Origin of the sequence: uncultured Pseudoteredinibacter sp., assembly GCF_947502065.1 — a bacterium.
In the GTDB taxonomy this organism is placed as follows: Bacteria; Pseudomonadota; Gammaproteobacteria; order Pseudomonadales; family Cellvibrionaceae; genus Pseudoteredinibacter.
In genome coordinates this window covers 169,748-194,788 of the sequence record NZ_CANMYE010000002.1, presented here as the reverse complement: position 1 = coordinate 194,788, position 25,041 = coordinate 169,748, and the positions used below count along the sequence as shown (strand labels likewise).

20 protein-coding genes are annotated in these 25,041 nt (G+C 46.2%); 14 read left to right on the top strand and 6 right to left on the bottom strand.

The genetic code is table 11. From position 1 onward, the window contains the following. Positions 1–25 precede the first annotated feature (25 nt). The 3 genes from Q1A41_RS07570 (at position 26) to Q1A41_RS07560 (ending at position 4,868) form a co-directional block, all read left to right on the top strand. Positions 26–1,672 (top strand): AMP-binding protein, encoded by a 1,647-nt coding sequence (locus Q1A41_RS07570; protein ID WP_299976633.1) that lies wholly within the window; start codon positions 26–28, stop codon positions 1,670–1,672. After that, complete coding sequence (locus tag Q1A41_RS07565; protein ID WP_299976631.1) at positions 1,662–3,371, top strand: AMP-binding protein; 1,710 nt, start codon at positions 1,662–1,664, stop codon at positions 3,369–3,371. The genes Q1A41_RS07570 and Q1A41_RS07565 overlap by 11 nt, the downstream gene beginning before the upstream one ends. A gap of 72 nt (positions 3,372–3,443) precedes the next feature. Then, positions 3,444–4,868 carry an aldehyde dehydrogenase family protein gene (locus tag Q1A41_RS07560; protein ID WP_299976628.1) on the top strand — a complete coding sequence of 475 codons (1,425 nt, stop codon included), beginning with the start codon at positions 3,444–3,446 and terminating at the stop codon, positions 4,866–4,868. A 56-nt stretch (positions 4,869–4,924) separates the two neighbouring features. Here Q1A41_RS07560 and Q1A41_RS07555 read toward each other — a convergent pair whose 3' ends face one another. Beyond that, positions 4,925–5,827, bottom strand: a complete 903-nt coding sequence (locus Q1A41_RS07555; protein ID WP_299976626.1) for a LysR family transcriptional regulator — start codon at positions 5,825–5,827, stop codon at positions 4,925–4,927. A gap of 107 nt (positions 5,828–5,934) precedes the next feature. On the opposite strand from Q1A41_RS07555, the gene metE reads away from it, so the two are divergent. After that, positions 5,935–8,259: a 5-methyltetrahydropteroyltriglutamate--homocysteine S-methyltransferase gene (metE, locus tag Q1A41_RS07550; RefSeq protein WP_299976624.1), complete on the top strand. Its 2,325-nt coding sequence runs from the start codon at positions 5,935–5,937 to the stop codon at positions 8,257–8,259. Positions 8,260–8,322: 63 nt separating this feature from the next. Here metE and Q1A41_RS07545 read toward each other — a convergent pair whose 3' ends face one another. Together Q1A41_RS07545 and Q1A41_RS07540 are read right to left on the bottom strand one after the other, a co-directional pair. Next, positions 8,323–9,516, bottom strand: a complete 1,194-nt coding sequence (locus Q1A41_RS07545; protein ID WP_299976621.1) for an amino acid aminotransferase — start codon at positions 9,514–9,516, stop codon at positions 8,323–8,325. Between the two features lie 159 nt (positions 9,517–9,675). Then, on the bottom strand, positions 9,676–10,140 hold the full coding sequence (locus Q1A41_RS07540; RefSeq protein ID WP_299976618.1) for an Lrp/AsnC family transcriptional regulator: 465 nt from the start codon (positions 10,138–10,140) through the stop codon (positions 9,676–9,678). Positions 10,141–10,439: 299 nt separating this feature from the next. Between Q1A41_RS07540 and Q1A41_RS07535 the strand changes: the two genes are divergently transcribed. Together Q1A41_RS07535 and Q1A41_RS07530 are read left to right on the top strand one after the other, a co-directional pair. Beyond that, on the top strand, positions 10,440–12,557 hold the full coding sequence (locus tag Q1A41_RS07535) for a transketolase C-terminal domain-containing protein (protein ID WP_299976615.1): 2,118 nt from the start codon (positions 10,440–10,442) through the stop codon (positions 12,555–12,557). Further along, a complete protein-coding gene (locus Q1A41_RS07530) occupies positions 12,557–13,798 on the top strand; it encodes a 2-oxo acid dehydrogenase subunit E2 (protein WP_299976612.1) in 1,242 nt (413 codons plus the stop codon). The genes Q1A41_RS07535 and Q1A41_RS07530 overlap by 1 nt, the downstream gene beginning before the upstream one ends. Positions 13,799–13,867: 69 nt before the next feature. Here Q1A41_RS07530 and Q1A41_RS07525 read toward each other — a convergent pair whose 3' ends face one another. Continuing rightward, positions 13,868–14,446 (bottom strand): NAD(P)H-dependent oxidoreductase, encoded by a 579-nt coding sequence (locus Q1A41_RS07525; RefSeq protein WP_299976609.1) that lies wholly within the window; start codon positions 14,444–14,446, stop codon positions 13,868–13,870. 168 nt (positions 14,447–14,614) lie between these two features. Here Q1A41_RS07525 and soxR point away from each other — a divergent pair, with 168 nt between their 5' ends. The 3 genes from soxR to Q1A41_RS07510 all read left to right on the top strand — a co-directional run bounded on the left by soxR (position 14,615) and on the right by Q1A41_RS07510 (position 16,702). Further along, positions 14,615–15,058 carry a redox-sensitive transcriptional activator SoxR gene (gene soxR, locus Q1A41_RS07520; RefSeq protein ID WP_299976605.1) on the top strand — a complete coding sequence of 148 codons (444 nt, stop codon included), beginning with the start codon at positions 14,615–14,617 and terminating at the stop codon, positions 15,056–15,058. 50 nt (positions 15,059–15,108) lie between these two features. Continuing rightward, on the top strand, positions 15,109–15,759 hold the full coding sequence (alkB, locus tag Q1A41_RS07515; protein ID WP_299976602.1) for a DNA oxidative demethylase AlkB: 651 nt from the start codon (positions 15,109–15,111) through the stop codon (positions 15,757–15,759). Between the two features lie 181 nt (positions 15,760–15,940). Then, a complete protein-coding gene (locus tag Q1A41_RS07510; RefSeq protein WP_299976599.1) occupies positions 15,941–16,702 on the top strand; it encodes a glucose 1-dehydrogenase in 762 nt (253 codons plus the stop codon). Between the two features lie 64 nt (positions 16,703–16,766). Here the strand turns inward: Q1A41_RS07510 and Q1A41_RS07505 are convergent, their stop codons facing one another. Then, entirely contained in the window at positions 16,767–18,944 is a 2,178-nt protein-coding gene (locus Q1A41_RS07505) for a S46 family peptidase (protein WP_299976596.1), read from the bottom strand. Positions 18,945–19,135: 191 nt separating this feature from the next. Next, the gene (locus tag Q1A41_RS07500) at positions 19,136–20,020 is read right to left on the bottom strand and encodes a bile acid:sodium symporter family protein (RefSeq protein ID WP_299976594.1); all 885 of its coding nucleotides are present in this window, start codon (positions 20,018–20,020) and stop codon (positions 19,136–19,138) included. Positions 20,021–20,055: 35 nt separating this feature from the next. Here Q1A41_RS07500 and menA point away from each other — a divergent pair, with 35 nt between their 5' ends. From menA to Q1A41_RS07475, 5 genes are all read left to right on the top strand, one after another. Continuing rightward, positions 20,056–20,943 carry a 1,4-dihydroxy-2-naphthoate octaprenyltransferase gene (gene menA, locus Q1A41_RS07495; protein WP_299976591.1) on the top strand — a complete coding sequence of 296 codons (888 nt, stop codon included), beginning with the start codon at positions 20,056–20,058 and terminating at the stop codon, positions 20,941–20,943. Positions 20,944–21,174: 231 nt separating this feature from the next. After that, positions 21,175–22,428, top strand: coding sequence for a tryptophan synthase subunit beta (gene trpB, locus Q1A41_RS07490; RefSeq protein ID WP_299976588.1), 1,254 nt, complete (start codon positions 21,175–21,177; stop codon positions 22,426–22,428). Continuing rightward, positions 22,415–23,185 carry a tryptophan synthase subunit alpha gene (gene trpA / locus Q1A41_RS07485; RefSeq protein WP_299976585.1) on the top strand — a complete coding sequence of 257 codons (771 nt, stop codon included), beginning with the start codon at positions 22,415–22,417 and terminating at the stop codon, positions 23,183–23,185. The genes trpB and trpA overlap by 14 nt, the downstream gene beginning before the upstream one ends. Before the next feature lie 184 nt (positions 23,186–23,369). Then, the gene (locus Q1A41_RS07480; protein WP_299976581.1) at positions 23,370–24,104 is read left to right on the top strand and encodes a phosphoglycolate phosphatase; all 735 of its coding nucleotides are present in this window, start codon (positions 23,370–23,372) and stop codon (positions 24,102–24,104) included. Between the two features lie 308 nt (positions 24,105–24,412). After that, positions 24,413–24,709, top strand: a complete 297-nt coding sequence (locus Q1A41_RS07475) for a GIY-YIG nuclease family protein (protein WP_299976578.1) — start codon at positions 24,413–24,415, stop codon at positions 24,707–24,709. Positions 24,710–25,041 lie beyond the last annotated feature (332 nt).

Here is a 25,041-nt window from a genome sequence, read left to right as displayed (position 1 = left end):
AATGATCTAGGGTAGGCACTTTTTAATGAGTAGTGATGACATGAAGAATAATGAACACACATTGCCAGGTGAGGCTTCTATCTCCGTCCACGCTTCTGTGCCAGAGTATTATAACTTTGCCGCCGAAGTGGTTGATAAATTTGCCAGAGAGCAGCCGGAGAAAACCGCTATTGTGTGGGTGGATGATGAAGGCCGTGAAGAAATAATTAGCTTTTCAAAGTTAAGTATTGAGTCTCAGCGTTTGGCCAGTGCCTTGCAAATGCAGGGTTTAAAGCGTGGCGATACTGTAATTATCTTAATGGGGCGTCAATTAGAGTGGTGGTACACCATGACAGCCTGTTTGCGTATGGGCTTGGTGGCATCACCCGGCACCACTCAACTGTCCGAGAAAGATATCGCCTATCGCGTAGATGCGACAGAGGCCGCTTGCTTAATTGCGGATTCCAGTCAAGCAAATAAGCTTAGCTCGATGAAAGAGCAATGCAATTCTCTTCAGCACATTGTGATTGTCGGGGACGCACAAGGGGATATGTTGGCTTATCAGGAGATAATCAACAATGCATCAGCGGATTTTCCTGCGATAAAAACAGAATCTGATGAAGACGCGCTTTGCTATTTTACTTCGGGTACTACTGGTTATCCAAAGATGTGCATCCATAATCATATTTATGCTCGTGCCCACAACAGTACAGGGCAGCATTGGCTGGATCTATCCGACAACGATCTGCACTGGAATTTAAGCGATACTGGTTGGGCTAAGGCGGCATGGAGCAGTTATTTTGCCCCTTGGTTACGAGGTGCGGCAATTTTCGTTCACCACACATCGGGCTTTAGCGCAGAGCAAAGCTTGGCTTTGTTTGCGCGTTACGATATTACAACGTTTTGTGCGGCGCCAACGGTTTATCGCATGTTTGTGCAATGTGATTTAAGTGATACGAACTTTGGCAAGCTGAGGCACTGTGTCGGTGCGGGTGAGCCTTTAAATGCTGAAGTTATCGATGTCTGGAACAGAGCAACGGGGATTACCATTCGCGATGGCTATGGGCAAACCGAGTCAGTCATCCTTTGCGGTAACACACCAAACATGCAGCCAAAACCAGGCTCAATGGGTAAGCCCATTCCAGGCATTGATCTTGCGGTGATCGATAAAGAGGGTAATCGCCTAGGCGTAGGGGAAGAGGGTGATATAGCGGTGTGTGTTAAACCGATCGCGCCCTTAGGCTTGTTTAAAGAGTACAAAGGGTTACCAGAAAAAACCGCGGCCTGTTTTCGGGGCGACTGGTATATCACGGGTGATCGAGCCACTTTGGATGAAGATGGTTATTTTTGGTTTGTCTCGCGCGCTGATGATGTGATTTTGTCTTCAGGTTATCGTATTGGCCCTTTTGAGGTGGAAAGTGCTCTTTTAGAGCATGCTGCTGTGATTGAATCTGCGGTGACTTCAAGCCCAGATGCAGAACGGGGAGAGGTGGTAAAAGCCTTTATCGTTTTGGCTGAGGGTGTAAGTCCCGATGAAGAGTTGAAGCTCAATTTACAAAATCATGTAAAGACTGTAACCGCACCTTATAAATACCCCAGAAAAATTGAATTTGTTGATCAATTACCAAAGACGGTTAGCGGGAAAATCCGCCGAGTAGAGCTGCGTGAAAAGGAGTGGGCCAATGCAAACTAGTCCTTTAACACTTTCTCAGCTAAGTGGCAGCCAAGACGTCGATTTATTAGAGCTGACCATCCCGGATACTTTTGACAGAACCGTTGAGCAATACCCTAATCACAGCGCTATTGTTGTTAGGCATCAGAATATTCGTTGGACTTACCAAGAGTATCAGCAGGAAATCGAAAAGCTAGCCGCGGGCTTATTGGCGTTGGGAATTAAGCCCGGTGATAGGGTGGGCATTTGGTCACCGAATCGTATCGAGTGGTGTTTAACACAGTTCGCTACGGCAAAAATAGGCGCTGTGATGGTCTGTATTAATCCGGCTTATCGCTTGTATGAGTTGGAGTACGCACTGAATAAGGTGCAGTGTAAGGCCATTATTAGTGCGGAATCTTTTAAGAGCAGCCGCTATTTGGATATGCTCGATGAGCTAATGCCTGAACTAAAGAATCATTCTCCTCATGTTGATGACAGTCCCTTGCCAACTAAGGCTTTGCAGTCCAAAAATTTGCCTTCATTAGAATGGGTAATTCGGATGGGCGATACTCCCTCAGCAGGGATGCTGAATTTTTCCGAGTTGCAATCTCTAGCGAGTGATGATCTTCGTAAGCAGGTAAAAGTGGTGCAGCAGTCTTTAGATTGTCACGATGCCATCAATATTCAATTTACCAGTGGCACAACAGGCAACCCTAAGGGGGCCACTTTAAGTCATTATAATATTTTAAATAATGGCAAGGTCGTTGGCGATGGCATGCAACTGGATCAAAATGATCGCCTTTGCATTCCAGTACCTTTGTACCATTGCTTTGGTATGGTAATGGGGAACCTTGCTTGTATTACTCATGGTAGTGCCGCGATATTCCCTGATGAAGCTTTCGATCCTCTAACAACCTTACAGGCCGTTGAAGAAGAAGCTTGCACGGCCCTGCATGGTGTTCCCACCATGTTTATTGCACAGTTGGATCACCCCGAATTTCAGAACTTTAAGCTTAGCAGTTTGCGTACAGGCATTATGGCGGGTGCCCCATGCCCGGCCGAGGTAATGAAGAAAGTGATCAGCCAGATGCATATGAGTAAGGTGCTGATTGCTTATGGGCAAACTGAGTTAAGCCCTGTGAATCACATGACCGCAGTTGACGATCCTTTAGTAAAGCGTGTGGAAACCGTTGGTCGACCTGGACCGCGTCTGGAAGTCAAAATCTGTAACGAAGATGGTGCTGTCGTCGCTATCGGAGAGCGGGGTGAAATTTGTACCCGTGGTTATTCGGTCATGAAAGGTTACTGGGATGAGGTTGAGCGCACGGCGGAAACCATCGATAAAGATGGCTGGCTGCATTCTGGTGATTTAGGCGTGATGGACGACGAAGGATTTGTACAAGTTGTTGGCCGATTAAAAGATATGATCATTCGGGGCGGTGAAAATGTTTACCCACGCGAAGTAGAAGAATTTCTATTTACTCATCCAGACATCCAAGATGTCCAAGTATTTGGTATTCCTGATGAAAAATTTGGTGAGCAGGTTTGTGCTTGGGTTCAGCTTAAATTAGCTGCGAGTATAAACGCGGATACCTTGCAAGCCTTCTGCAAAGACAAGATCACGCATTTTAAGGTTCCAAAATTTATCGAGTTTGTAGAAGAGTTCCCGATGACAGTAACAGGGAAGGTTCAGAAATTCCGTATGCGGGAAATTATGCTTGAGAAATTAGCGAAGTAGCTTGCCGCGTGTCGGGGTCAGATCCCATGGGATCTGACCCCTGGTTCGGTTATTAATATAGAGAGAATGGTGATGACAGAATACAAACTATTGATTGGCGGCAAATTGCGCGAGGGCGCATCAGCAATTGATGTGATAAACCCTGCTGATGAAACGGTAGTGGCTAAATGCCCCGTTGCCGATGAGACAATGCTCAACGAAGCCGTAGAATCCGCTCAAATAGCTTATCAATCTTGGCGACAACTCAGTTTTGCTGAGCGCGGTGCCTACATTAAAAAACTGACAGCCGCTGTCGAGGAAAATGCAGAGGAATTTGCACGTCTCTTGACTCAGGAGCAAGGGAAGCCATTAGCGCAGGCCAGAGATGAGGTAATGTTTGCTCAGATCTTTGCTAATTATTTCTCTGATTGCACGATCGAAGACAAAGTACTTAGTGAGGATGACAATGGCCGCATTGAAGTTCTACGTGAACCTTTAGGTGTCGTGGCGGGTATATGCCCTTGGAATTTCCCCTTGCTTATAAGTCTATACAAAATTGCACCGGCAGTGATGGCGGGCAATAGTATTATCATAAAGCCGGCACCTACAACGCCATTAAGTAGCTTAAGGCTGGCCGAATTGATTGCTGATATCTTCCCGGCGGGAGTGGTAAGTATCCTTTGTGACAACAATGATCTTGGCCCCGCAATCAGCAGTCACCCAGGGATAGCAAAGGTTTCATTTACTGGCTCTACTCCAACAGGTAAGAAGATCATGGCCAGTGCTTCTAGTACCTTAAAACGACTAACGCTAGAACTCGGCGGTAATGATGCGGCAATTGTTTTAGATGATGTTGATCCTAAGCAGGTCGCTGAAGGTATTTTTGGCGCGGCCTTTTTAAATTCGGGCCAGGTTTGTATAGCTTTGAAGCGTTTATACGTTCACGATTCTATATATGAAGGTTTGTGTGAAGAAATTGCAAAACTGGCTTCAGCGGCTGTGGTTGGTAATGGCCTTGAGGATGGAGTGCAGTTTGGCCCAGTGCAAAACCGCATGCAGTTCGATAAGGTTTGTTCTTATATTGAAAGTGCCAAGGTTAATGGCCGTATAATTGCTGGTGGCGATGTTCCTGATGCTCCGGGTTTTATTGTCCCTCTCACTGTCGTGCGTGATATTGAAGATGGTGCAGCGGTAGTAGACGAGGAGCCTTTCGGTCCGATTTTACCAATCGTTCGTTATAGCGATCTTGATGAGGTGATTGCTCGAGCGAATAATTCAGAATACGGCTTGGGTGGTTCGGTCTGGTCTGGCAACTTAGATCGTGCCCGTGAAGTGGCTGGGAAAATTGATTCAGGCACTGTTTGGATTAATCAGCACTGCGCTTTTGGGCCTCATATACCATTTGCGCCAGCCAAAGAATCCGGACTTGGTGTCGAATGGGGTGAAGAGGGCTTTCATGAGTTTACTGCAATGAAAGTGGTAAACATCAGCAAAGCTTATTCTAACCCCGTCCATTAAAGAAAAGGCAGGGGTCAGATCCCTAGGGATCTGACCCCGTCTCAAAGCCGACATGGCTAAGTTCTTAACATATGTTCCGCTGTTATTTGTGCTTGCTCAATGAACCCCTGCAAATAAGGTATCTCAGCATCCTCGATTCGGTGCGCTAAATAAATGTGTTTGTGTATTCCTGCCTTACCTAAACGACTTGAGGCAAGCGGCAAGGTATTCTCATACTGTTCTAACAGCCATGCGGGTAATGCGGTAACGCCGCGTTTAGCGGCAACCATTTGTAGCATAATGTCAGTTGTTTCAATGCACTGATGCTTTTTAACCGATTGTTCCGCAGGTGATAAGAACTGGCTAAAAATATCTAAACGATCTCTTTCGACAGGATAGGTGATTAATGTTTCATTACAAAGATCTTCCGGCAGCACATACTCCTTACCTGCTAAAGGGTGCTCCTCATGTAAGACCAAAACTTGCTCATAGTTGAATACGCTAAGGTACTGCAGGGCCTTATCTTGAATAGGGTCTGGGGTAATTAGCAAATCAATGTCGTGATGTAAGATGGCACCGAGGCCGCCAAACTGGAAGCGTTGTTTTACATCAACATCTACATCGGGCCAATGCTCTAAAAACGGGGATACTGTGCGCAGAAGCCATTGATAGCATGGGTGACATTCCATACCAATGCGCAGCTGCCCTCGACGGCCCTTGGCGTACTCGATGAGCTCCCCCTCACAATGCTTAAGTTGAGGAAGCAGGCGTTGTGCCAGCTTTAATAATCTCAAGCCAGCAGGACTAAGTCTTAATCCACGCCCTTCCTTTAGCCACAGTTCAACTCCTAGTCGGGATTCCAGCTTCTTGATTGAGTGACTAAGCGCCGACTGGCTTAGGAACAGTTGTTCAGCAGCGCGGGTAAGGGTTTTGTGTTCGGCAACAGCCAAGACGATTTCTAAGTGCAGTCGTTCAATCATATATATGAGCAAAATTCATGATATTGTCGAAATATATCAATATTATTCACAATTTGGCCTCTCTACAATACGCGACCTATCCAATTTGCCGTATTTAGGAGAAAAACATGGCACACATCCACAGTTTGGGATTTCCCCGTATCGGCGCACAGCGCGAATTGAAATTTGCTTTAGAAGCTTATTGGGCTGGCGAATTAAGCTCAGTAGAGTTGATGGAAAAAGCCAAGCAAATGCGCAGCTGGATGTGGCAGCAACAAAAGGATTTAGATCTTATTAGCGTGGGTGACTTCTCGCTATACGACCAGGTACTTGATACCAGCTTCGCCCTGGGCAATATCCCCGATCGAGCCCAAGCCGGATGCGCCACTCGCAATCAAGAAGATTTCTTGGCAGCTTATTTTAAAACGGCGCGCGGACGCTCTGTCGTCGATAGTGCTTGTGGCTGCACACAGGCTGCTGAGATGACTAAGTGGTTTGATAGTAATTACCACTATATTGTCCCTGAGATTTCAGCGCAGACGGAATTTTCTGCGAATCCAAATCACTGGCTTGAGTCTTTAAAAGAGTTTTTAGAAGAGGGCTATTCAATAGAACGGGCTAAGCCTGTGATCATTGGGCCGGTAACGTATTTGTATCTGTCAAAAGCAAGAGATAAATTTTCCAAGTTAGATTTACTACCCAATTTGTTGTCGGCGTACAAAGAAATTCTGCAAGCCATTGCCCAGCAAGGAGTGGAATGGGTGCAGATCGATGAGCCGATATTGTCTTTGGAGTTGGACAGAGAGTGGCGTCATGCCATTAACCTGGCCTATCATCAAATAAATGGTGCCGGGCCTAAAATTCTATTGGCTAACTATTTTTGTGCCCTTGCGGATAACTTGCGTTTAGCTTGCGACCTTCCCGTGCAAGGCTTGCATATTGATGCGGTAAACGCCGAAAAAGAAATCAAAGTGGTGGCGGATTGGTTGCCTTCCCACAAAGTGTTGTCCCTAGGAATAATCAACGGTCGAAATATCTGGCGTAATAACTTGGATCATAGCTTAAGTGTTATTAAGCCAATTATTGAGCGAAGAGAAGCTGACATCTGGCTGGCGCCTAGTTGCTCTTTGTTACATGTGCCGGTAGATTTGGATCTCGAAGCTCAAGCTGTAGGTGATGAGACAGATATTCGTTCTGTACTAGCATTCGCAAAACAGAAGCTGCAAGAATTGAAAATTCTCTCATTAGCGTTGAGCGGTGGCGAGGAAAGTGTAGAGCGAGAGCTCTTACAGTCTCGAAAAGCACTCAGTGAATGGGATGCTTACCAAAGGGCGAAAAAAACGGAGGTTCGTCAACGCAGCCAGGCTCTACATGCCGGTATGTATCAACGCCAATCGATATTTAGCAAGCGTCGAAAACTGCAACAGCAAGCTTTGAAGTTGCCTTTGTTGCCAAGCACTACTATTGGATCGTTCCCGCAAACCAGTGATATTCGTCGCTTACGTAGAGCCTTTAAGTCGGGACAAATAGGCGAGGCGCAATATCAACAGCAGATGCGCAGTGAAATTTCAAAATGTATCAAGCAACAAGAAGAAATTGGTTTGGATGTGTTGGTGCATGGAGAGGCCGAGCGTAATGATATGGTCGAGTACTTTGGTGAGCAATTAGATGGCTTCGCATTCAGTCGTTTCGCTTGGGTTCAATCTTATGGCTCGCGCTGTGTTAAACCGCCGATAATTTACGGTGATGTCGAAAGAGCGAAACCTATGACGGTAAGCTGGGCTCGCTTTGCGCAATCGTGTAGTGATAAGCCTGTAAAAGGAATGCTGACAGGTCCGGTGACCATTTTGAATTGGTCTTTTGTACGTGACGATCAACCACGTAAAACGACCTGTGAGCAAATTGCCTTGGCAATACGAGATGAGGTGCTTGATCTAGAGGCTGCGGGAATAAAAGTGATTCAAATAGATGAGGCTGCACTGCGTGAAGGTTTGCCCTTAAAACGTAGTGCTTGGGAAAACTATTTGAAGTGGGCGGTGCGCAACTTTAAATTATCGGCCAATGGTGTTGATGATGCTACGCAAATTCATACCCATATGTGCTATTCCGAGTTTAACGATATTATTGAGCATATTGCCGATATGGACGCCGATGTAATCACCATCGAGAATTCACGTTCTGGTAGTGAGTTGCTACAGGCGTTTGAAGATTTTAATTACCCCAATGATATAGGGCCTGGTGTGTATGATATTCACAGCCCGAATACCCCTAGTACAGAAGCGATGGCAAAGCTTCTGAGAGAAGCCAATAAAAATATTGATGTTAATCAGCTTTGGGTAAATCCCGATTGTGGTTTGAAAACTCGTAAGGCAGAAGAGGTGTGGCCTGCCCTGAAAAACATGGTGGCAGCAACAAAGATTCTACGGGAAGAGTTTTCAACACAGATAGCTTAAACAAAAACGGGGTCAGAACCTAAGGTTCTGACCCCGCTACTTGTATAACGTAAGGGGCCTGATTTATAGGACTTTAGCTACCGAATCTGCAAAGTAGTCTAAGTTGCTATCATTTAGGCCAGCAACATTAATTCGCGAAGAGCTCACCATATAAATACCGTAGTCAGCTTTTAATTTGGCAACCTGCTCTGGGCTAATGCCCAAGAAAGAGAACATGCCAAATTCTTTTTCGATAAAACTAAAATCTACACCATTACAAGCAGCGTTTAATTTAGCTACAGCTTGGCTTCGCAAACCATTGATTCGATCGCGCATTTCTTTCACTTCAGCTTCCCATTGCTTGGTCAGTTCATCGGAACCAAGAATGGTAGCAACGAGTGCAGCGCCATGGGCTGGTGGCATAGACCAAATTCCGCGGGCAATATTGATCAACTGGCTGCTAACGGCTTGTGCGGCATTACTATCTTGAGTGATGGCCATCAATAAGCCAATGCGTTCACGATAAAGGCCGAAGTTTTTCGAGCAAGAAATTGCGACAAACATCTCATCAACGGTGTCGGCCATGGTGCGTACGCCAATGGTATCTTCCACCAATCCCGAGCCAAAACCTTGATAAGCCATATCTAAGAAAGGCACTAAACCTTTGCTTTTGCAAAGCTCAGCCATGGTTTGCCATTGCTCGGCATTCAAGTCTGCGCCGCAAGGGTTATGGCAACAAGCATGTAGTAATACCACATCGCCCGCTTTGGCTTCTTGCTCTAGAGTTTTGTACATTTCGTCAAAACGTACCGAGCAGCTTTCGCGATCGTAATATGGATATTCGGCAATCTCTAGCCCAGCTTCGCCAAATAATGGGACATGGTTAGCCCAAGTTGGGTTGCTCATCCAAATTTTATTGCCAGGCTTGATGCGGTTAATTAACTCAGCTCCTAAGCGCAAGGAACCACAGCCGCCTGGGGCTTGAATAGAAGCAACTCGGCCTTGGGCGAGCACCTTATGATCTTTACCCAACGCGAGTTCGCGCATCAGCTGATTGAAATCCGCATTACCTGGGCCGCCAATATAAGATTTGGTGGCTTCGTTACGCCAACGATATTCCTCGGCTGTTTTGATGCTAGCCAAAATAGGTGTTTCACCAGTGGGGGTTTTATAAACACCTACGCCTAGGTCAACCTTATTGGGGTTGTTGTCACCTTGGAATTCCATCATTAAGCTAAGGATGGGGTCTTGGGGGATAATGTCGAGTTTCTCAAACATGATTTATTCCAGATTATCTAAGTGGGCGAATAAATGTAGGGCCCGTTGCGCTATGGTTGTCGATTGAATTCTGCATAAATGCCAAACTCAAAAGAGGACCCATTGTAGTCTCTTGCAAAGTCTTGGCAAGTTACTGCTAGGGCGATTCATATTAAATTACTAATCAAGGTTTACCGGCAGCTCGCTGGTTAATTTATTTTGCCTCATCGATATCAAGGTGTTTACTGAGCGGATACCTGGTGCTGTTAGTAGTTGGGTTGAAACAAAGGTTTCATAGCTCTCCATATCCTTAGAGACAATTTTGAGCAGGTAATCACATTGCCCGGTTACCGAGTGGCATTCTAATATGCCTGGCTCGTTGGCGATCATTGAAAGAAAATTTTGAATCGTCTCAGGGTGATGGATGTCCAAGCTGACTTCGACAAAGGCGATAATTTGTAAGCCTATTTTTTTATGGTCTACCTGGGCACTGTAGCCACGAATAAAGCCTTCGTCTTCCAAGCGTTTTACACGGCGCCAGCAAGGGGCCGGCGACAGAGCTATGCGCTCGGCCAAATCACGATTAGAGAGACGGCCTTCCAACTGTAGCTCATGCAGTATTTGTGCATCGTATTTATCCATCATCGGCCTCATTTATATGTTAGTTGTTATCGTTATAGTCGCTCGAAGATCTAGCTGGGTATCTCTCCATTGCTTTATTTATATATCATATAGTTAATAAAATGCGATAACAAAGCAATAATGTTTCCTTGTTGGTCTGATTTATTGAAAATTGTTTCTATTGCTTGTTGGGCATGGGCCACATTCGCAACCACATTTCGGCACTCTAAAGCTACAGTACCCCAAGAGTGATAAAGCGGTTTGAGCGTGCTCGCCGCCATGGCTTTAGAGCCGTATAACCATAACGAAAATGTGAAGCGACAATGACAAATTCCACCGATGCAGAAAAGGCGATTGCCGCCTTTGACTGGCCCCATATTGCCCATATTGTTCTAGCCTCCCGGGCTATGGATACCATTGAAGAGCAAGAACTGGTTCCTCAAAAGCTGGTGTTTAACCAGTTTTCAGCTCGTGGTCACGACCTGGCCCAAGTAATGTTGGGCAGCTTGCTTAACCACAAACATGATGGCGCTACCGGGTATTACCGCTCTCGCCCCTTTGTTTTGTCGCTGGGCTTGGATTTTGTGGAGGCTGTTGCCGGGCCACTGGCTCGATCCGGTGGTTATAGTGATGGTCGTGATATCGGGGTGGTGTGCAACTACCCCAATATGCGAAATGGTGAATCAACGGGTACTACGTTGTTTCCAATGTGTGGTGGTGTGGGCTCTCAGTTTTCTCCCATAAGCGGCTGGGCACAATCGGTAGTTTATCATCGCGATGAGTTAAACGATGGTAGCTATGAAGGAGCCATTGGTGTTTCTATGGGTGGGGATTCTTCCATGTCTACCAGTGGTTTTTGGGCAGCATTAAATATCTCCACCACTAATAATTTACCCCACCTGTTTTATATCGAAGACAATGGCTACGGTATTTCGGTGCCACAAGAGGTGCAAACTCCTGGGGGCGATCAGGTCGCAAACCTTGCGGCCTATAAGCAGCTGCATATTGTTGATGGCGACGGCACTGATCCGCTTGAAGCAGCCAGCAAAATTAAAGAAGCGGTTGACTATGTGCGTTCTGGCAAGGGCTGTTGCCTGCTTCGTTTGAAGGTGCCACGTCTATGTGGTCACACTTTCCAAGACACTCAAACCTATAAGCCAGCTGAAATGATCGAAGCTGAGCAGGCCAAAGATCCCTTGCCGAAGCTCAAGCAATTTATGCTGGATAACGGTTTGGTCAGTGAAACGCATTGGTCGCAAATCGAAGAGCGCGCTGAAGCCAAGGTGCGTCATGCATTGGATGAAGCGATGCATAGGCCACAGCCAGACCCGGCTGCGATTAAGCGTTTTGTTTATAGTGAAGAAGACGCTGCCGGCCAGGCGATTTTACAATCTCGCGGTGGCCTGGCTACACAAGATCACCAATTTCCAGCAAGTAATACCGAAGCAAAACCGGAAGGTCGTCGTTTAAATATGTTGGCAGCCATTCGCCAAACCTTAGATGTGGAGATGCAAAGCAATCCTAAGGTGCTGGTATTTGGTGAAGATGTTGGCCCTAAGGGGGGCGTTCATGGTGCAACTTTAGGCTTGCATCAAAAATACGGTCAGCAGCGTGTATTTGATACCAGCTTATCTGAAGAAGGCATTATCGGTCGCTCGGTGGGTATGGCCTTAAGTGGCTTAATGCCGGTGCCGGAAATTCAATTTCGTAAATATGCTGAACCTGCTGCCGAGCAACTAACTGATACTGGCATTATGCGCTGGCGAACGGCGAATAAATTTGCTGCGCCTATGGTAGTTCGTGTACCGGGTGGCTTTGCCCGCCGCGGTGACCCTTGGCATTCCATGTCGGATGAAGTTGAGTGGGCCCACAAGGTGGGTTGGCAGCTAGTTATGCCATCGAATGCTGAAGATGCCGTCGGTTTATTGCGCTCGGCCTTGCGCAGTAATAATCCAACTATTTTCTTTGAGCATCGTGCTCTTATCGACAATGGCTGGGCGCGTCGCCCTTATCCAGGAGATGATTTTGTAGTGCCTTTTGGGAAGGCAAAAACTTTAAGAGAAGGCAATCGTTTAACTGTGGTGACTTGGGGGGCAATGGTTGAGCGTTGCGAATTAGCTGCCGAGCAAATTAACCCTGAAAAAGACGCCATTGAAGTTATTGATTTGCGTAGCATTCAGCCATGGGATAAAGACGCCATATTGGCCTCGGTTCGTAAAACGGCACGCTGTTTAATTGTCCACGAAGATAATAAAACCGCGGGCTTTGGTGCGGAAATTGCTGCGACTTTAGCTGATGAGTGTTTCTTCGATTTAGATGCGCCGCTGCGTCGCTTAACCATGCCGGATATTCCAAGCCCCCATAATATTCACCTGCTCGAAGCTGCAGTGCCTGCGGTGGAAGATATTGTTCGTGAAATAACGGATTTATTGGAGCTGTGATGATGAGTGTACAAGAATTACGTTTGACCGCTGAGCAGTTAGAAGGCACCGAGGCTACTTTGAGCCAGTGGTTGTTTAACATTGGTGATGCTGTAAGCGAAGGCGAGCCTGTGGTGGAGTTAGAGACGGATAAAGTTGCCATAGAGGTCGTGGCACCTTGCAGTGGTGTTTTGACGGAGCACAAGTTTAAACCCGGCGATAAGGTGGAGCCTGATTCTGTAATGGCTTTGATTAATACGGAAGCACAGCAGTCGGTTTCACAAGCTGATAAGGCAAATAAACCTGAAGAGAACGTTTTAACAACTAACGTTGTTGCGCAACAAAGCGCTGTAAACCCTGATCAATCTTGTCGCCATTTAATGGGGCCAGCTGTACGTAAGCTGGTTGCCGAGCATAATCTAGATATCGAACAAATGCAGGGCAGTGGCCGCGGCGGTCGAATTACTCGCGAAGACGCATTGTCTTATATCGCCTCTGGGCAAGCGCAAAAAACGGCATCGAATAATGCCATAAACAGTGCTGTTGCCATGGCGGATATGAATAGCCGCATGGTGCCCCACTCTTCGATGCGTAAAGCGATAGCAAAACATATGGTGGAGAGCTTATTGGAAAAAGCACCCCATGTGACCTCTGTGTTTGAAATGGATATGAGCAATATTATCGAGCACAGAAAATGGCATAAAAAAGAGTTTGCTGAAAAAGGCGTAAATCTAACGTTTACCGCTTATTTCCTTGCGGCCAGCGCTAAAGCGATGGCTGCCGTACCGGATATGAATGCGCAATTTCACGAAGATGCTTTAGAGATATTTCAATCGATAAATATTGGTGTAGGTACAGCGCTTGGTGATAAAGGTTTGGTTGTGCCGGTAGTGAAAAACGTGCAAGCGATGGACCTATTGGGTATTGCTCAGGCCTTGGATGATCAAACCCAAAGAGCGCGCGAGAATAAATTAACGCCATTTGATATGAAAGGCGGCACTTTTACAATATCTAATCATGGTGTGAGCGGCAGCCTAATGGCGGCGCCGATTATTATTAATCAACCGCAGGTGGCCATTTTGGGTATTGGCAAGATGGAAAAACGCGTTGAAGTGATTGAAGTTGATGGTCGTGATGAAATGCGCATTCGTCCTAAGTGCTATGTTTCTTTAAGTATTGACCACCGTGCAGTGGATGCCCATCAAACTAATGCTTGGCTTTCTTGCTTTGTGAATGAAATTGAAACTTGGGGTGGGGTTTAGCATCTCGGCTTCGAAATGGGGTCAGAACTCTTGGGTTCTGACCCCGTTACCTGATGCTGGTTTCAATTGTTAAAAAGCGCAAGCTTTTAGGCTGTGTTTAACTTTTCTCCAAAACAGTCTGTCTCGCAAGGCGAAATCTTCACACTTTGTCCGCTCTCTATGAGCAATAAAGCCGTCGCTGCAATCAGCGTGAATAAATCCTTGAAAATCCATCCCTAAATACTTAAAGGTACCGCTAAACATCTTAATAAAGATATCAGAGGCTTTACTGTGGCTGGAGGTCGTCAATATATAGGTTTTTTTGCTACGTAGCTTTCTCCCATCATCTTTTAGGCTTTCTATTTCCGTGTAGTCACAAAGTCGATCTAGGAAAGCCTTCATGGCTGGTGGAGCCGAGTACCAATAAATGGGGGCGGCAAAAATAATATGCTCGTAGGCTAATACTCGATCCATCAACGGGCGAAAATCATCATCTTGTTGGCGGTGATGATAATCATAGGCTTGAATGTCATGGTCTTCGAGGTAAACAAAATCCATCGGCCAGTAATCCTGTAAAAGTTCTAGAAACTTTGCAGTATTACCATTGCGGCGCGAGCTCGATAAAATAGCGATGGTTTTCTTCTCTGGATTATCTTTGTGATTATTCATTTGGGCACCTCCCGTACTGTACTCTGTTTGGCTGTTTTCAGCCCTCAAATATCGATTCGGGAGGCACTATAAAACCTCAAGTTAACTTGAGGTCAATAGGTTTTTTCGCTATGGTTAAAATAATTTTCGGGCTCTAAATAGCTGGGGCATCAATTTAAAGGTTAAGCTATGGCAAAAGAAAGCGAGAGCCTATCAGTTGGGGAGGTTGCCAAGCGCAGTGGTGTGGCAATCTCTACCTTGCATTTCTATGAAAGTAAGGCCTTGATTCATAGTTGGCGTAATAGCGGTAATCAACGGCGCTTTAATAAAGATGTACTACGCAGGGTGGCGGTGATTAAGTCGGCTCAGCGTATAGGTATTAGTTTGCAGGGCATCCAAGAAGCAATGGCGACTCTGCCTGATAATCGCACGCCAAATAAACAGGATTGGGGGCGCTTATCAAGACATTGGCGCAAGGAGCTGGATGAGCGCATTCGACAATTGAATCAACTGCGTGATGAGCTAGGTGAATGCATTGGTTGTGGTTGCCTAAGCTTAAAAGCTTGCCCGTTAAGGAATCCAGAAGATATCGCCGGTAAAGAACACAGTGGTGCGGTATTTCTGGAAAGTTAGATTGCACAAAAACATTGAGTTTTAATAAGTAAGCACAGAATGAAACAATTATGGCAGATCTCTTTGACCAAATGGCCGATACAAACCGCAATAAGCAAGAGCTTGCCCCAGGGGCGCTGTGCTTGCCGGCATTTGTCTTAGATAGGGCAGCAGAAGTCATTGCTGAGCTAGAGCCTATATTTACACAGGCTCCATTAAGGCATCTTATTACGCCTGGCGGCCATAAAATGTCTGTTGCCATGAGCAATTGCGGTGAGCTGGGCTGGGTGAGCGATCGCAAGGGCTATCGCTATCAAGAGTTGGACCCATTAAGTGGACAAGCTTGGCCTGCTATGCCTAAGTTGTTTTTAGAGTTGGCTCAGCAAGTTGCAGAGGAGGCGGGTTACAAGCGTTTTCAGCCCCAAGCCTGCCTAGTAAACCAATACCTACCGGGCAGTAGGATGTCTTTACATCAAGATAAAGACGAAAATAACGAGAGTGCGCCAATTGTATCGCTATCCTTTGGTATCAATGCTGAGTTTTTATTTGGTGGTTTACAGCGAAATGATCCAACGCAAAGGCTTACTTTGCGACACGGCGATGCTGTTGTTTGGGGTGGGCCATCACGATTTTATTTTCATGGTGTGCAGACTCTTAAAGACAGCGAGCACTCACTGCTGGGGCGCCAGCGTTTAAATATTACCTTTCGACAAGTCTATTAGGTCTCTACTCTTTTAAGCTGGTCCACTCACAGCGGGTCCCCCCAAAGCTGACGTGCTCAAAGTAGCTCTTCACAAAGATCGCCTATTTCAAGCTGACCGTAATTCACAAACGGCTGGCCGCCAAGCACATATCTCCGAGATTAATGCCAAGCGATAATATCAGCAAAAAAGGGCTAATATTATGTCGAGACTTGAAAACAAAGTGGCTGTTGTGACAGGTGGCGCTAGTGGGATTGGGGCTGCTTGCTGTATAGCATTGGCGGAGGCCGGAGCGAAGGTAGTAATTGCCGATATTCAAATGGACAAAGCCAAGTCGCTGCAAAGCCGTATGCACGCATTAGGGAGTCAAGCTGAGATTTTTTCTTGCGATGTAACTGCGCCCGCCCAGTGGCAAGCTTTAATGGCGTATACATTAGAGGTATTTGGTCGTTTAGATATTTTAGTAAACAATGCCGGTATCGCTATTGTTGGTACCATTGAAGATGTAAGTCTAGAGGATTGGAATAAAACCATCGCAGTCAATCAAACGTCGGTATTCCTAGGCACCCAGCAAGCCATTAAGGTGATGAAGGATTCTGGCGGCTCAATTATTAATATCTCATCAATTGAAGGCTTGGTGGGTAACTCCTTGGCAGTCGCCTACAATGCCGCTAAAGGCGCGGTAAGATTATTAACAAAATCTGCCGCACTGCATTGTGGACAGCAAGGCTATAAGATTCGGGTAAATAGCGTGCATCCAGGATTTGTAAAAACTCCCTTGGTTGAACAGGCGTTTTCTGAACTGCCCGGCGATCTTGCCGAGCAAATTGTAGCAGCCCACCCAATTGGTCGAATCGCGGAGCCAGAAGAGATCGCCACTACGGTGGTATTTCTAGCCAGTGAAGAGGCGAGTTTTATGACGGGGTCCGAATTGGTTGTGGATGGGGGGTATACCGCACAATAGCTCTATAACAAAAAGGGCCAGAGCTAAAAGCCCTGGCCCCTTAAGAAAAAGAAGTGTCTAGACGTTAACGAACAACATCCATCTCTTCAATTAGATTGGTAGCACCATCTACTTTTTCCATAACCCACAACATATAACGTGAGTCTACAGAAATAGAACGGTTTAGCTTTTGGTCATAATCCCAATCGCCAATGATGCTCTCATAAACACCATCAAACAGTAGGCCCACTAGCTCAGCTTTGCCATTTAAGGTTGGGGAGCCTGAGTTGCCGCCAGTGATATCTAGGGTGCCTAAGAAGTTAACGGGTACAGAGCCTAGCCATTTTTGACCATAACGACCATAGTCTTTATTGGCAATTGCATCTAACTGCTTCTGAGGCGAATCAAATTCAGCATCGCCTTTAATATATTTGGCCGCTAAGCCTTCTAGAGTAGTAAAAGGTTTTGCGATTAAACCATCCTGTGGGCTATAGCCTTTCACTTTACCGTAGGTAACGCGTAAAGAGCTGTTGGCATCCGCGTAGATTGGCTTATTCAGGCTTTCATTGTAAGCAATGATTGCCGCCATATAAGCAGGGCGCGCTTGCTGTAATTCACCGATGCGGGCTTTCTCCTTAGCTTCTTCGGCCATTTCATAGTCGTATAAAGATACGGCCAGCTTGATGAATGGGTCATCGCTTTTTTCAAAGTCAGCAACTGTTTTATTCATCCATTCTAGGCGGGTTTTCTTATCGCCTAAACCGGTCTTGCTGTGCATCTCTTGTAAAATAGCGGCCACGCTTTCAGCGTTAAAGCCATCGCTCAAGCCAAAAGCTTTGTTCACTTGCGGGATGCGTTGATCAGCAGGTAGCGCAGCGTATTTTTCAAGGAAGTGCAAAATTACCGCAGCATCAACTTTGGCATCATAGCGACGATCAATACGCTCCATGCGCTGAGTAAAGCGGGTCATGTCGCGTTCTTGATAACCCGGCTCGCGCTTGGCATCAGCTTTTTGTTTTTCATGGGCTAAGCGCAATAAGCGTTGCGCTGTTGGGATCATATTAGTGCGTTTGATGTACGCAAATAATAGATCATGCTCTTTACCTTCCTGACCTTCTTTAATCAAACGGTCTAGGTCAGCAATAGCAGCGCCATATTTGTCTTTACGGCTGGCATCAGAATCAATCCACTTTTGTAGGTTAGCTTCCAATGCCTGTTTGCGTTGCAACATATCGCCTTTGTTATAGCTCTTGATCATCGAACCATAGTTTTTGGCATAGTTTGCAAGGCCTGCAATGGTGCTCTCGTATTTGATGCGTGCATCGCTGCCATCCGGTGCTACCGACTTAATAGTATCAATATACTCTTCGCGATAGCCTTTAGCGGTAGGGTAAGCCCAAGTAAAGTTATTCAACACCTCAGCGGAGGTGCGATAGCGATTGGTACGGCCTGGGTAGCCGGCGGCCATAATAAAATCACCATCTTTTACACCTTTGGCCGACACTTTTAAGTGGCTTTTCGGCTTATAAGGGACATTGTCTTTGCTGAAGTCAGCTGGCTTGCCATCTTTACCTACGTAAGCGCGGTAAAATGCCCAGTCGCCAGTGTGACGAGGCCACATCCAGTTATCGGTGTCACCACCGTATTTACCAATGCTGGCTGGTGGCGCATAAACTAAACGTACATCGCGCACGGCTAATTGCTTGATTAGATAATACTCCAGGCCGCCGTGGAAGCTGTATATTTCACAGCGATAACCATCATCCTGTTCGCATTCTGCGACCATGGCTTTTTCTTTATCTTCGATAGCTTGGTAGCGCTCTTTACCATTTAGTTCAGCGCTTAAGCCGCCCAAAATTTGATCAGTAACATTATCAAGGGACTCGGTGATATAAATACGCGAGCCTGGTGCCGCTTGCAGTTCAGCATCTTTGGTCTTGGCTAAAAAACCATCGGCTAAGAGATTCTTCTCAGCCGTAGAGTTGTACTGAATGCTGCCATAAGCGCAGTGGTGGTTAGTAACTGCTAAGCCTTCTGGAGATACAAATGACGCAGTACAACCACCAAGGCTGATAATCGCGTTCATTGGAAAGCTGGTTAGATTGGAAATCTTCTTTGCGGGAATCTTTAAACCGGTACGCTTAAGCTCTTTTTTCAACTGAGGTAGCTGATGGGGCTGCCACATGCCTTCATTGGCGTAGCTTTGAGCACCAAAACCTAGGCTAGCTACTGCCAGCGCCGAGGCCAAAGTCATTTTTTTCATTCTAATATTCCTCAAATTAGTCGAGGCAGAAAGTACCATAGCTGGGCACTTTTCAAAACCACATAGATCAAGCATGGGCTTAGGCGAGTAATTTAAGGGCTGGGGATAATCGAAGGATGAGCTCAGAGTATGAGAAAGGAGTATGGAATATGAATTAGAAGACAGCCTACTTTAGGATGCCTTTAAGATCATTATACCGCGGGCTCGCCATTGGGTTCTTGGCCTCGCCAGCGAATCCAGCTAATCATAGCGATGGCAGGTAGATTCATACCGATACCGTAAAATAGCGCGATCATTGCTAGCGCGGGTTTGCCCATTATGCTGGCGGCCACCATCATAGCGATGCCCGCATTCTGAATGCCGGTTTCGATACCCAAGGTGCGCTGTTGTTGAATAGGGAGGCCAATGAGCTGAGCAATGAAGACTCCGCTGCAATAAGCCAGTGCGCAAAGCGCTAGTAGCAATAGGCTAGAGGTTTCCAGAACCTCCATAAGCTCCAAGCGATTATTCCAAGCCATAATGGCGATTAGCAGCCCAAGGATAATGCCGGTAGATTTTTCAAAGAGTTTTTGTAGCGGCCCAAAGGTGCCCTCAAAACGGTGGCGAATAAACATGCCTAAAGCAATGGGTATCAAGGACACCACGCAAAGCTGGGTAATCGTGGGGAGGATGGGTATATCAAAGGGCTCAGCACCCATGCCCAGAAAGCTATAGTGCCACATCAGCATGATTGGCAAAATGAAGGGTACGACCAATGAGCTGACGATGGTAAGGGAGATCGAAAGCGCAACGTCGCCATCGGCTAAAAAGCTAATGGCATTTGAGGAGGCTCCGCCTGGCGCAAGGCTAATGAGCAATAATCCCGCGGCCAGTTCAGTGGGTAGCCTAAAGCCTAAGATGATTAGCCAAGCTAATAAAGGTAATATAACAAGCTGTAAGGTCACACCTAAGCCAAGTGCTTTGGGGTGTCGGAGTACCTCAATAAAATTAACTCTCTGCAATGAGAGTCCCATGGTGAGCATCATGGATGCTAGCATCACAGGCAAAACAATTTTGTTAATGGTAAGTGCGTCCAAATGTAGGCTCCTGCCATAGATTTAGTGTTGTTATTATGACGTTCGCAAGCTGGCTGGCTGCCATCCGCCCGAAAACTTTAGTTATCTCTTTAGCACCGATATTATTAAGCCAAGTGCTTGTTTTGCAAGAGATTTGTCAAACTTCTCGCCTGGGGCAAGGACTTTTTAACATAAGCCTTGCAGCCCTAATTCTCGCTTGCGGTCTGTGCCTACAGATCGCCGTCAATCTAGCAAACGACTATTACGATTTTAAATCGGGTGTGGATACAGCGAATAGGCTGGGCCCGGATCGGGTGCTTGTAAATGGAGAGCTAAGTGAAGCTGCCATCCATAAGGCATACCTATTATTCCTTGCTGTGGGTATCTTAGCGGGTTTGTTCTTGGTTTTGCACAGTCATGCCTATTTATCATTAATTGGGATAATTTGTGTCCTGGCGGTTATGACATATAGCGCGGGCCCGTTGCCGCTAGCCTATAACGGCCTTGGTGAGCTTGCGGTGTTTGTGGTTTTCGGGCCTATCGCCATTTTAGGTGGCTTTTATGTTCAACTGGGTTATCTCACGACGGATCTTGTTTCTCCCGCTTTGAGTATGGGCTTATTGGCGTCAGCCGTGATGCTGGTGAACAATACTCGAGATATCAGCACAGACCTGAAAGCCAACAAGAAAACACTTGCGGCCTATCTTGGTGCAAGAGGCAGTCGATATTTATATGGTTTATTGCTGTTTATGGCTGTGGTGTTAGGGGCGATGAGCCTCCATCAGCCGCCGAGATTTAGTTATATTTTGCTGCCCGCAGTCTTTCTATTGATGTGGTTTATGCTGCGTAGAGAGGGCGAGGAACTCAACCGGCAGCTGGCACAGACCGCCATGCTGATGCTGTTATTCAGTATTACCTTAAGTATGGATTTGTTGCTTGATTGATTTTTAACTCGCGAGGAAATCACATAATAGTGGCCAAATGCTGGTCAAATAAGGGCGGCTCTTGAATCACAGGCTGCAAAAAACCATAATGTGGCCAGTTTTGCGCCAGGTAATCTGTTGGCAAGCCTGCTCAACAGTCCTCCCTTTTTGACTGATTGACACCCTCAGTGGTGCGGCTTTGCCTGCTAAACCAGCCTTACGATAGCAACCATTAACGATAGTAATAGCACTATGGATTTATTTGATTTCGAACCCGGCCGTGAAGGCTACTATGGGGAGTACGGCGGTTGTTTTCTGCCCGAAATATTGACCACTACAATTGAAGAGCTCAAAGCCGCTTTTCAGGATATCAAGCACGACCCTAGTTTTTGGCAAGAGTTCGAGCAATTAATGCAGAGCTACTCTGGCCGTCCTACCCCGGTGAGCCATTTGGCCAATCTTTCGGCCAAGCTTGGCGGTGCGCAGATTTATGTAAAGCGTGAAGACCTCAATCACACCGGCTCCCACAAGATTAATAATGTGATGGGGCAGGGCTTATTGTGTAAGCGTCTGGGCAAAAAACGTGTTATCGCCGAAACCGGTGCTGGCCAACATGGCTTCGCGACCGCCACTATGGCCGCACGTTTTGGTTTCGACTGTAAAATCTATATGGGAGCCGTGGATGTTGCCCGCCAACGCCCAAACGTCTTTTGGATGGAAAACTTGGGCGCGGAGGTTGTTGCGGTACAAGATGGCCAGCAAACTTTAAAAGATGCCATCAATGAGTGCCTGCGCGATTGGGTAACCAATATGCACGATACTCACTATGTTTTAGGAACGGCCGCGGGTCCGCACCCTTTCCCTGAAATGGTTAGCTACTTTCAGTCGATTATTGGTCGCGAAGCTCGCGGTCAAATACAGAAAGTTGCCGGTAAATTACCAGACCGTGTGTTTGCCTGTGTAGGCGGCGGTTCGAATGCTATGGGTTTATTCCAAGGCTTTTTGGATGACCAGCAGGTAGAATTAATCGGCTGTGAAGCAGGTGGTCTTGGTCCTGGTGAGGGCAACCATGCTTCACGCCTAGCTTATAAAGATGCCAGTGTTGGTGTTGCCCAAGGCTTTAAAACCTATTTCTTGCAAAATAAAGACGGCAATATGTTGCATACTAAATCTGTGGCGGCCGGCTTAGATTATATTGGCGTCAATCCAGCCCTGGTGCATTTATGGGAGCGCGAGCGCGTTCGTTTTGAGGCGGTAACCGATGCTGAAGTTACCGAGGCTTTAAAGCTCTGTATGAAAACTGAGGGCTTAATTCCAGCGCTGGAAAGTTCTCATGCATTTGCTCGTGCTATTGAAGAAGCACCAAAGATGAGCAAGGACGAGGTGATTTTAATTAACCAGTCTGGTCGCGGTGATAAAGATATCTTTACCGTTGCGGATGCGCTGGATGATGATCACTGGAAAGAATTTATTAAGGTAAAGGCCGAGCATTATGGCGCTGAATGATTACATAGCAAGCCGCAAGCAAAATAAAGACTTGCTGCTGATGACCCACGTGGTATGCGGCTACCCCTCTTTTGACGCTAATTTAAAAGAGCTGGAAATCATGGCTGAAGCTGGGGTGGATTTCGTAGAACTGCAGTTTCCTTTTTCTGAGCCCTCCGCGGATGGCCCGTTATTTGTGAAAGCCAATCAAATTGCTGTCGAAAGTGGTGTGACCGTAGAGCAGTGCTTTGAGTTTATGGCTAAAGTGAGTCAGCGCTTTGATTTTAAAGTGTTGATGATGGGTTATTACAATACGGTATTTAAGATGGGCCACGAAGCTTTTGTGGATGCATTAAAAGCCGCCGGTGGCTGTGGTTTTATCGTGCCCGATTTACCACTGGAAGAAGCTGGCACATTGCATGAGTATGCCAAAAGCCAAGACATCGCTCCTATCGTTTTGATGACACCTACCAATACCGATGAACGTTTGCAAACTATTGCCAAGGCAGCTGATGGTTTTGTATATGTAGTAGCTCGCCGTGGTGTAACTGGTGGTAAAACTGAAATGGATGCTGAGGTAGGTGAGTTTCTCGATAAATGTCGTGACATTTCACCTGTTCCGACGGGTGTCGGCTTTGGTGTTTCTGCTAAAGAAGATTTGGATTTCTTAGCCAAGCATGCTGACATGGGCATTATCGGCACCGCAGCACTAAAAGCCTGGGAAGAGGGCGAAGAAAAAGCGCTAAGGGAGTTTTTTGGAAGCCTAGGCCTCCTCTAAAAGCCAAGCCTTTTAGAGAGCGCCGCAGGCGGGGTCAGAACAGAAGGTTCTGACCCCACTCGAAGCCAAAAACTCAATGCTCCAGCCAGCAAAACGAAGTTTCAAACACTTATCTCGCCAGAGATAAGTTTCTCAGTCTCTTCAATAATAAAACTCTCACCATCAACAAAAGCCCACAAGCACCATGCACCCAAGCATCCTAAAAGCCCTAAACTTCCAAACCCCACCAAAACTCATCATGTTCGACTTAGATGGCACCCTAGTAGACAGTGCCTACGATATCGCCGCTGCTGTAGACAAGGTGCTAGTCAAAAACCAACACCCCGCTGCCGGTGAGCAAAGAATTCGCCAGTGGGTGGGTAACGGCGCCGAGCGTTTAATACGCAGAGCCTTAGTCTGGTTACAATGCCTCGAATCTAAAAAAGAACTGACGGGCGATCTATTTGAACAGGCAGCTGATAAATTAGATGAAAGCCAAGTACAAAAATACTTGCAGCAGTTTTTATTGGCCTACCAAGCTGTACCCATTGCGAAGACGGTGCTTTACCCAGGTGTAGAAGAATGTCTGCAAACTTTGCATAAGCAAAAAATAAAGATGGCTGTTATCACCAATAAGCCAATCGATTTAACTTGGCCGATTTTGAAGGGTTTGAACATAGATCACTACTTTGAATTAGTTCTAGGTGGCGATAGTTTGCTGGAAAAGAAGCCACATCCATTACCCTTGTTGCACGCTATGGAAGTGCTTTTAGCACGTTCGTGCCAGTGCATAATGGTTGGGGATTCGAAGGCGGATATTTTTGCTGCCCAGGCAGCAAAGGTGAAAGTGGTCGCGGTAGATTATGGCTACAGTAATGGCACGCCCGTACAAACATGGCAACCAGATTGTGTGACTAGTAATCTTTCCGAAGAGAAATAGATTCGGTTTTGTTGCTATTGTAATTAATCGTAATGTCTTTAGTAGGGCACAGATTTTTTAAAAACGACATGACGCCTAAAACTTCTTGCTTAGTTGAATCAGGCGTCAGTTCATTCCTAGTTGGGTTTTTTAAACCTTGACTGACCTTTTATTCCTTTTCTTCTCCTCAACACGAAAAAATTTGATATACCTAAGTTGTCTTCGAGGCATGTTTAGGGATCTGAAAATAGTTTTCGAGACAATTAATTTCACCGGGAAAATAATGTACTAGCGCCGGTCTCTTTTAAATTAACACAAGGAGATGAGCTATGAGTTATATAGTTTATATTTTAGAGTGTGCCGACGGCAGCTTTTACACTAATCACACTGATGATTTAGAAGCCCGACTTAATGAAATTAACGAAGCTATCAATACGCGTTGTTATACTTACAAACGATTACCAGTAAAGCTGGTTTATAAAGATCAATTTCCGTCAAAAGATGAAGCCAAAAAATCCGAGCGAAGAATTAAAGCGTGGGATCGTGATAAAAAGCAGGCGCTGATTGATGGCGAGTGGGACAAGATAACCAAGTTAGCGAGACCCAAAAACCAAAAGCTTCATTGAAGAAACAAACCCCGGGGTCAGAACCCAAGGGTTCTGACCCCAATTCGAAGCCTTGAACCCAATCGCTGCCATCGAATAATAGTAGTGCCCCGGTAGTAAAGCTTAACGCGGCTTCAACACAGTGGTCATCCGATTTCACCCAGAAGGCGGCAAAAGGAACTTGCCCATAGGACCCCGGCTGATATTCCCTCCAGCCGGTTTTTTTATTTTATAGGGGCTTGAAAAAGGCAAAAGAGAAGTCTTATGCCTAAGAGCTTTATGGGTAAGGCAATTTTGCAAAGATCCCCCTCTTCTCATTCTATAAAAAAGCCAGTAAACTTTCGCTCACCTTC

What these genes read in the sequence shown, in the direction of transcription:
- Q1A41_RS07570 (WP_299976633.1), top strand. Translation starts at nt 26, where the DNA reads ATGAGTAGTGATGACATGAAGAATAATGAACACACATTGCCAGGTGAG.
- Q1A41_RS07565 (WP_299976631.1), top strand. Translation starts at nt 1,662, where the DNA reads ATGCAAACTAGTCCTTTAACACTTTCTCAGCTAAGTGGCAGCCAAGAC.
- Q1A41_RS07560 (WP_299976628.1), top strand. Translation starts at nt 3,444, where the DNA reads ATGACAGAATACAAACTATTGATTGGCGGCAAATTGCGCGAGGGCGCA.
- Q1A41_RS07555 (WP_299976626.1), bottom strand. Translation starts at nt 5,827, where the DNA reads ATGATTGAACGACTGCACTTAGAAATCGTCTTGGCTGTTGCCGAACAC.
- metE (WP_299976624.1), top strand. Translation starts at nt 5,935, where the DNA reads ATGGCACACATCCACAGTTTGGGATTTCCCCGTATCGGCGCACAGCGC.
- Q1A41_RS07545 (WP_299976621.1), bottom strand. Translation starts at nt 9,516, where the DNA reads ATGTTTGAGAAACTCGACATTATCCCCCAAGACCCCATCCTTAGCTTA.
- Q1A41_RS07540 (WP_299976618.1), bottom strand. Translation starts at nt 10,140, where the DNA reads ATGATGGATAAATACGATGCACAAATACTGCATGAGCTACAGTTGGAA.
- Q1A41_RS07535 (WP_299976615.1), top strand. Translation starts at nt 10,440, where the DNA reads ATGACAAATTCCACCGATGCAGAAAAGGCGATTGCCGCCTTTGACTGG.
- Q1A41_RS07530 (WP_299976612.1), top strand. Translation starts at nt 12,557, where the DNA reads ATGATGAGTGTACAAGAATTACGTTTGACCGCTGAGCAGTTAGAAGGC.
- Q1A41_RS07525 (WP_299976609.1), bottom strand. Translation starts at nt 14,446, where the DNA reads ATGAATAATCACAAAGATAATCCAGAGAAGAAAACCATCGCTATTTTA.
- soxR (WP_299976605.1), top strand. Translation starts at nt 14,615, where the DNA reads ATGGCAAAAGAAAGCGAGAGCCTATCAGTTGGGGAGGTTGCCAAGCGC.
- alkB (WP_299976602.1), top strand. Translation starts at nt 15,109, where the DNA reads ATGGCAGATCTCTTTGACCAAATGGCCGATACAAACCGCAATAAGCAA.
- Q1A41_RS07510 (WP_299976599.1), top strand. Translation starts at nt 15,941, where the DNA reads ATGTCGAGACTTGAAAACAAAGTGGCTGTTGTGACAGGTGGCGCTAGT.
- Q1A41_RS07505 (WP_299976596.1), bottom strand. Translation starts at nt 18,944, where the DNA reads ATGAAAAAAATGACTTTGGCCTCGGCGCTGGCAGTAGCTAGCCTAGGT.
- menA (WP_299976591.1), top strand. Translation starts at nt 20,056, where the DNA reads ATGACGTTCGCAAGCTGGCTGGCTGCCATCCGCCCGAAAACTTTAGTT.
- trpB (WP_299976588.1), top strand. Translation starts at nt 21,175, where the DNA reads ATGGATTTATTTGATTTCGAACCCGGCCGTGAAGGCTACTATGGGGAG.
- trpA (WP_299976585.1), top strand. Translation starts at nt 22,415, where the DNA reads ATGGCGCTGAATGATTACATAGCAAGCCGCAAGCAAAATAAAGACTTG.
- Q1A41_RS07480 (WP_299976581.1), top strand. Translation starts at nt 23,370, where the DNA reads ATGCACCCAAGCATCCTAAAAGCCCTAAACTTCCAAACCCCACCAAAA.
- Q1A41_RS07475 (WP_299976578.1), top strand. Translation starts at nt 24,413, where the DNA reads ATGAGTTATATAGTTTATATTTTAGAGTGTGCCGACGGCAGCTTTTAC.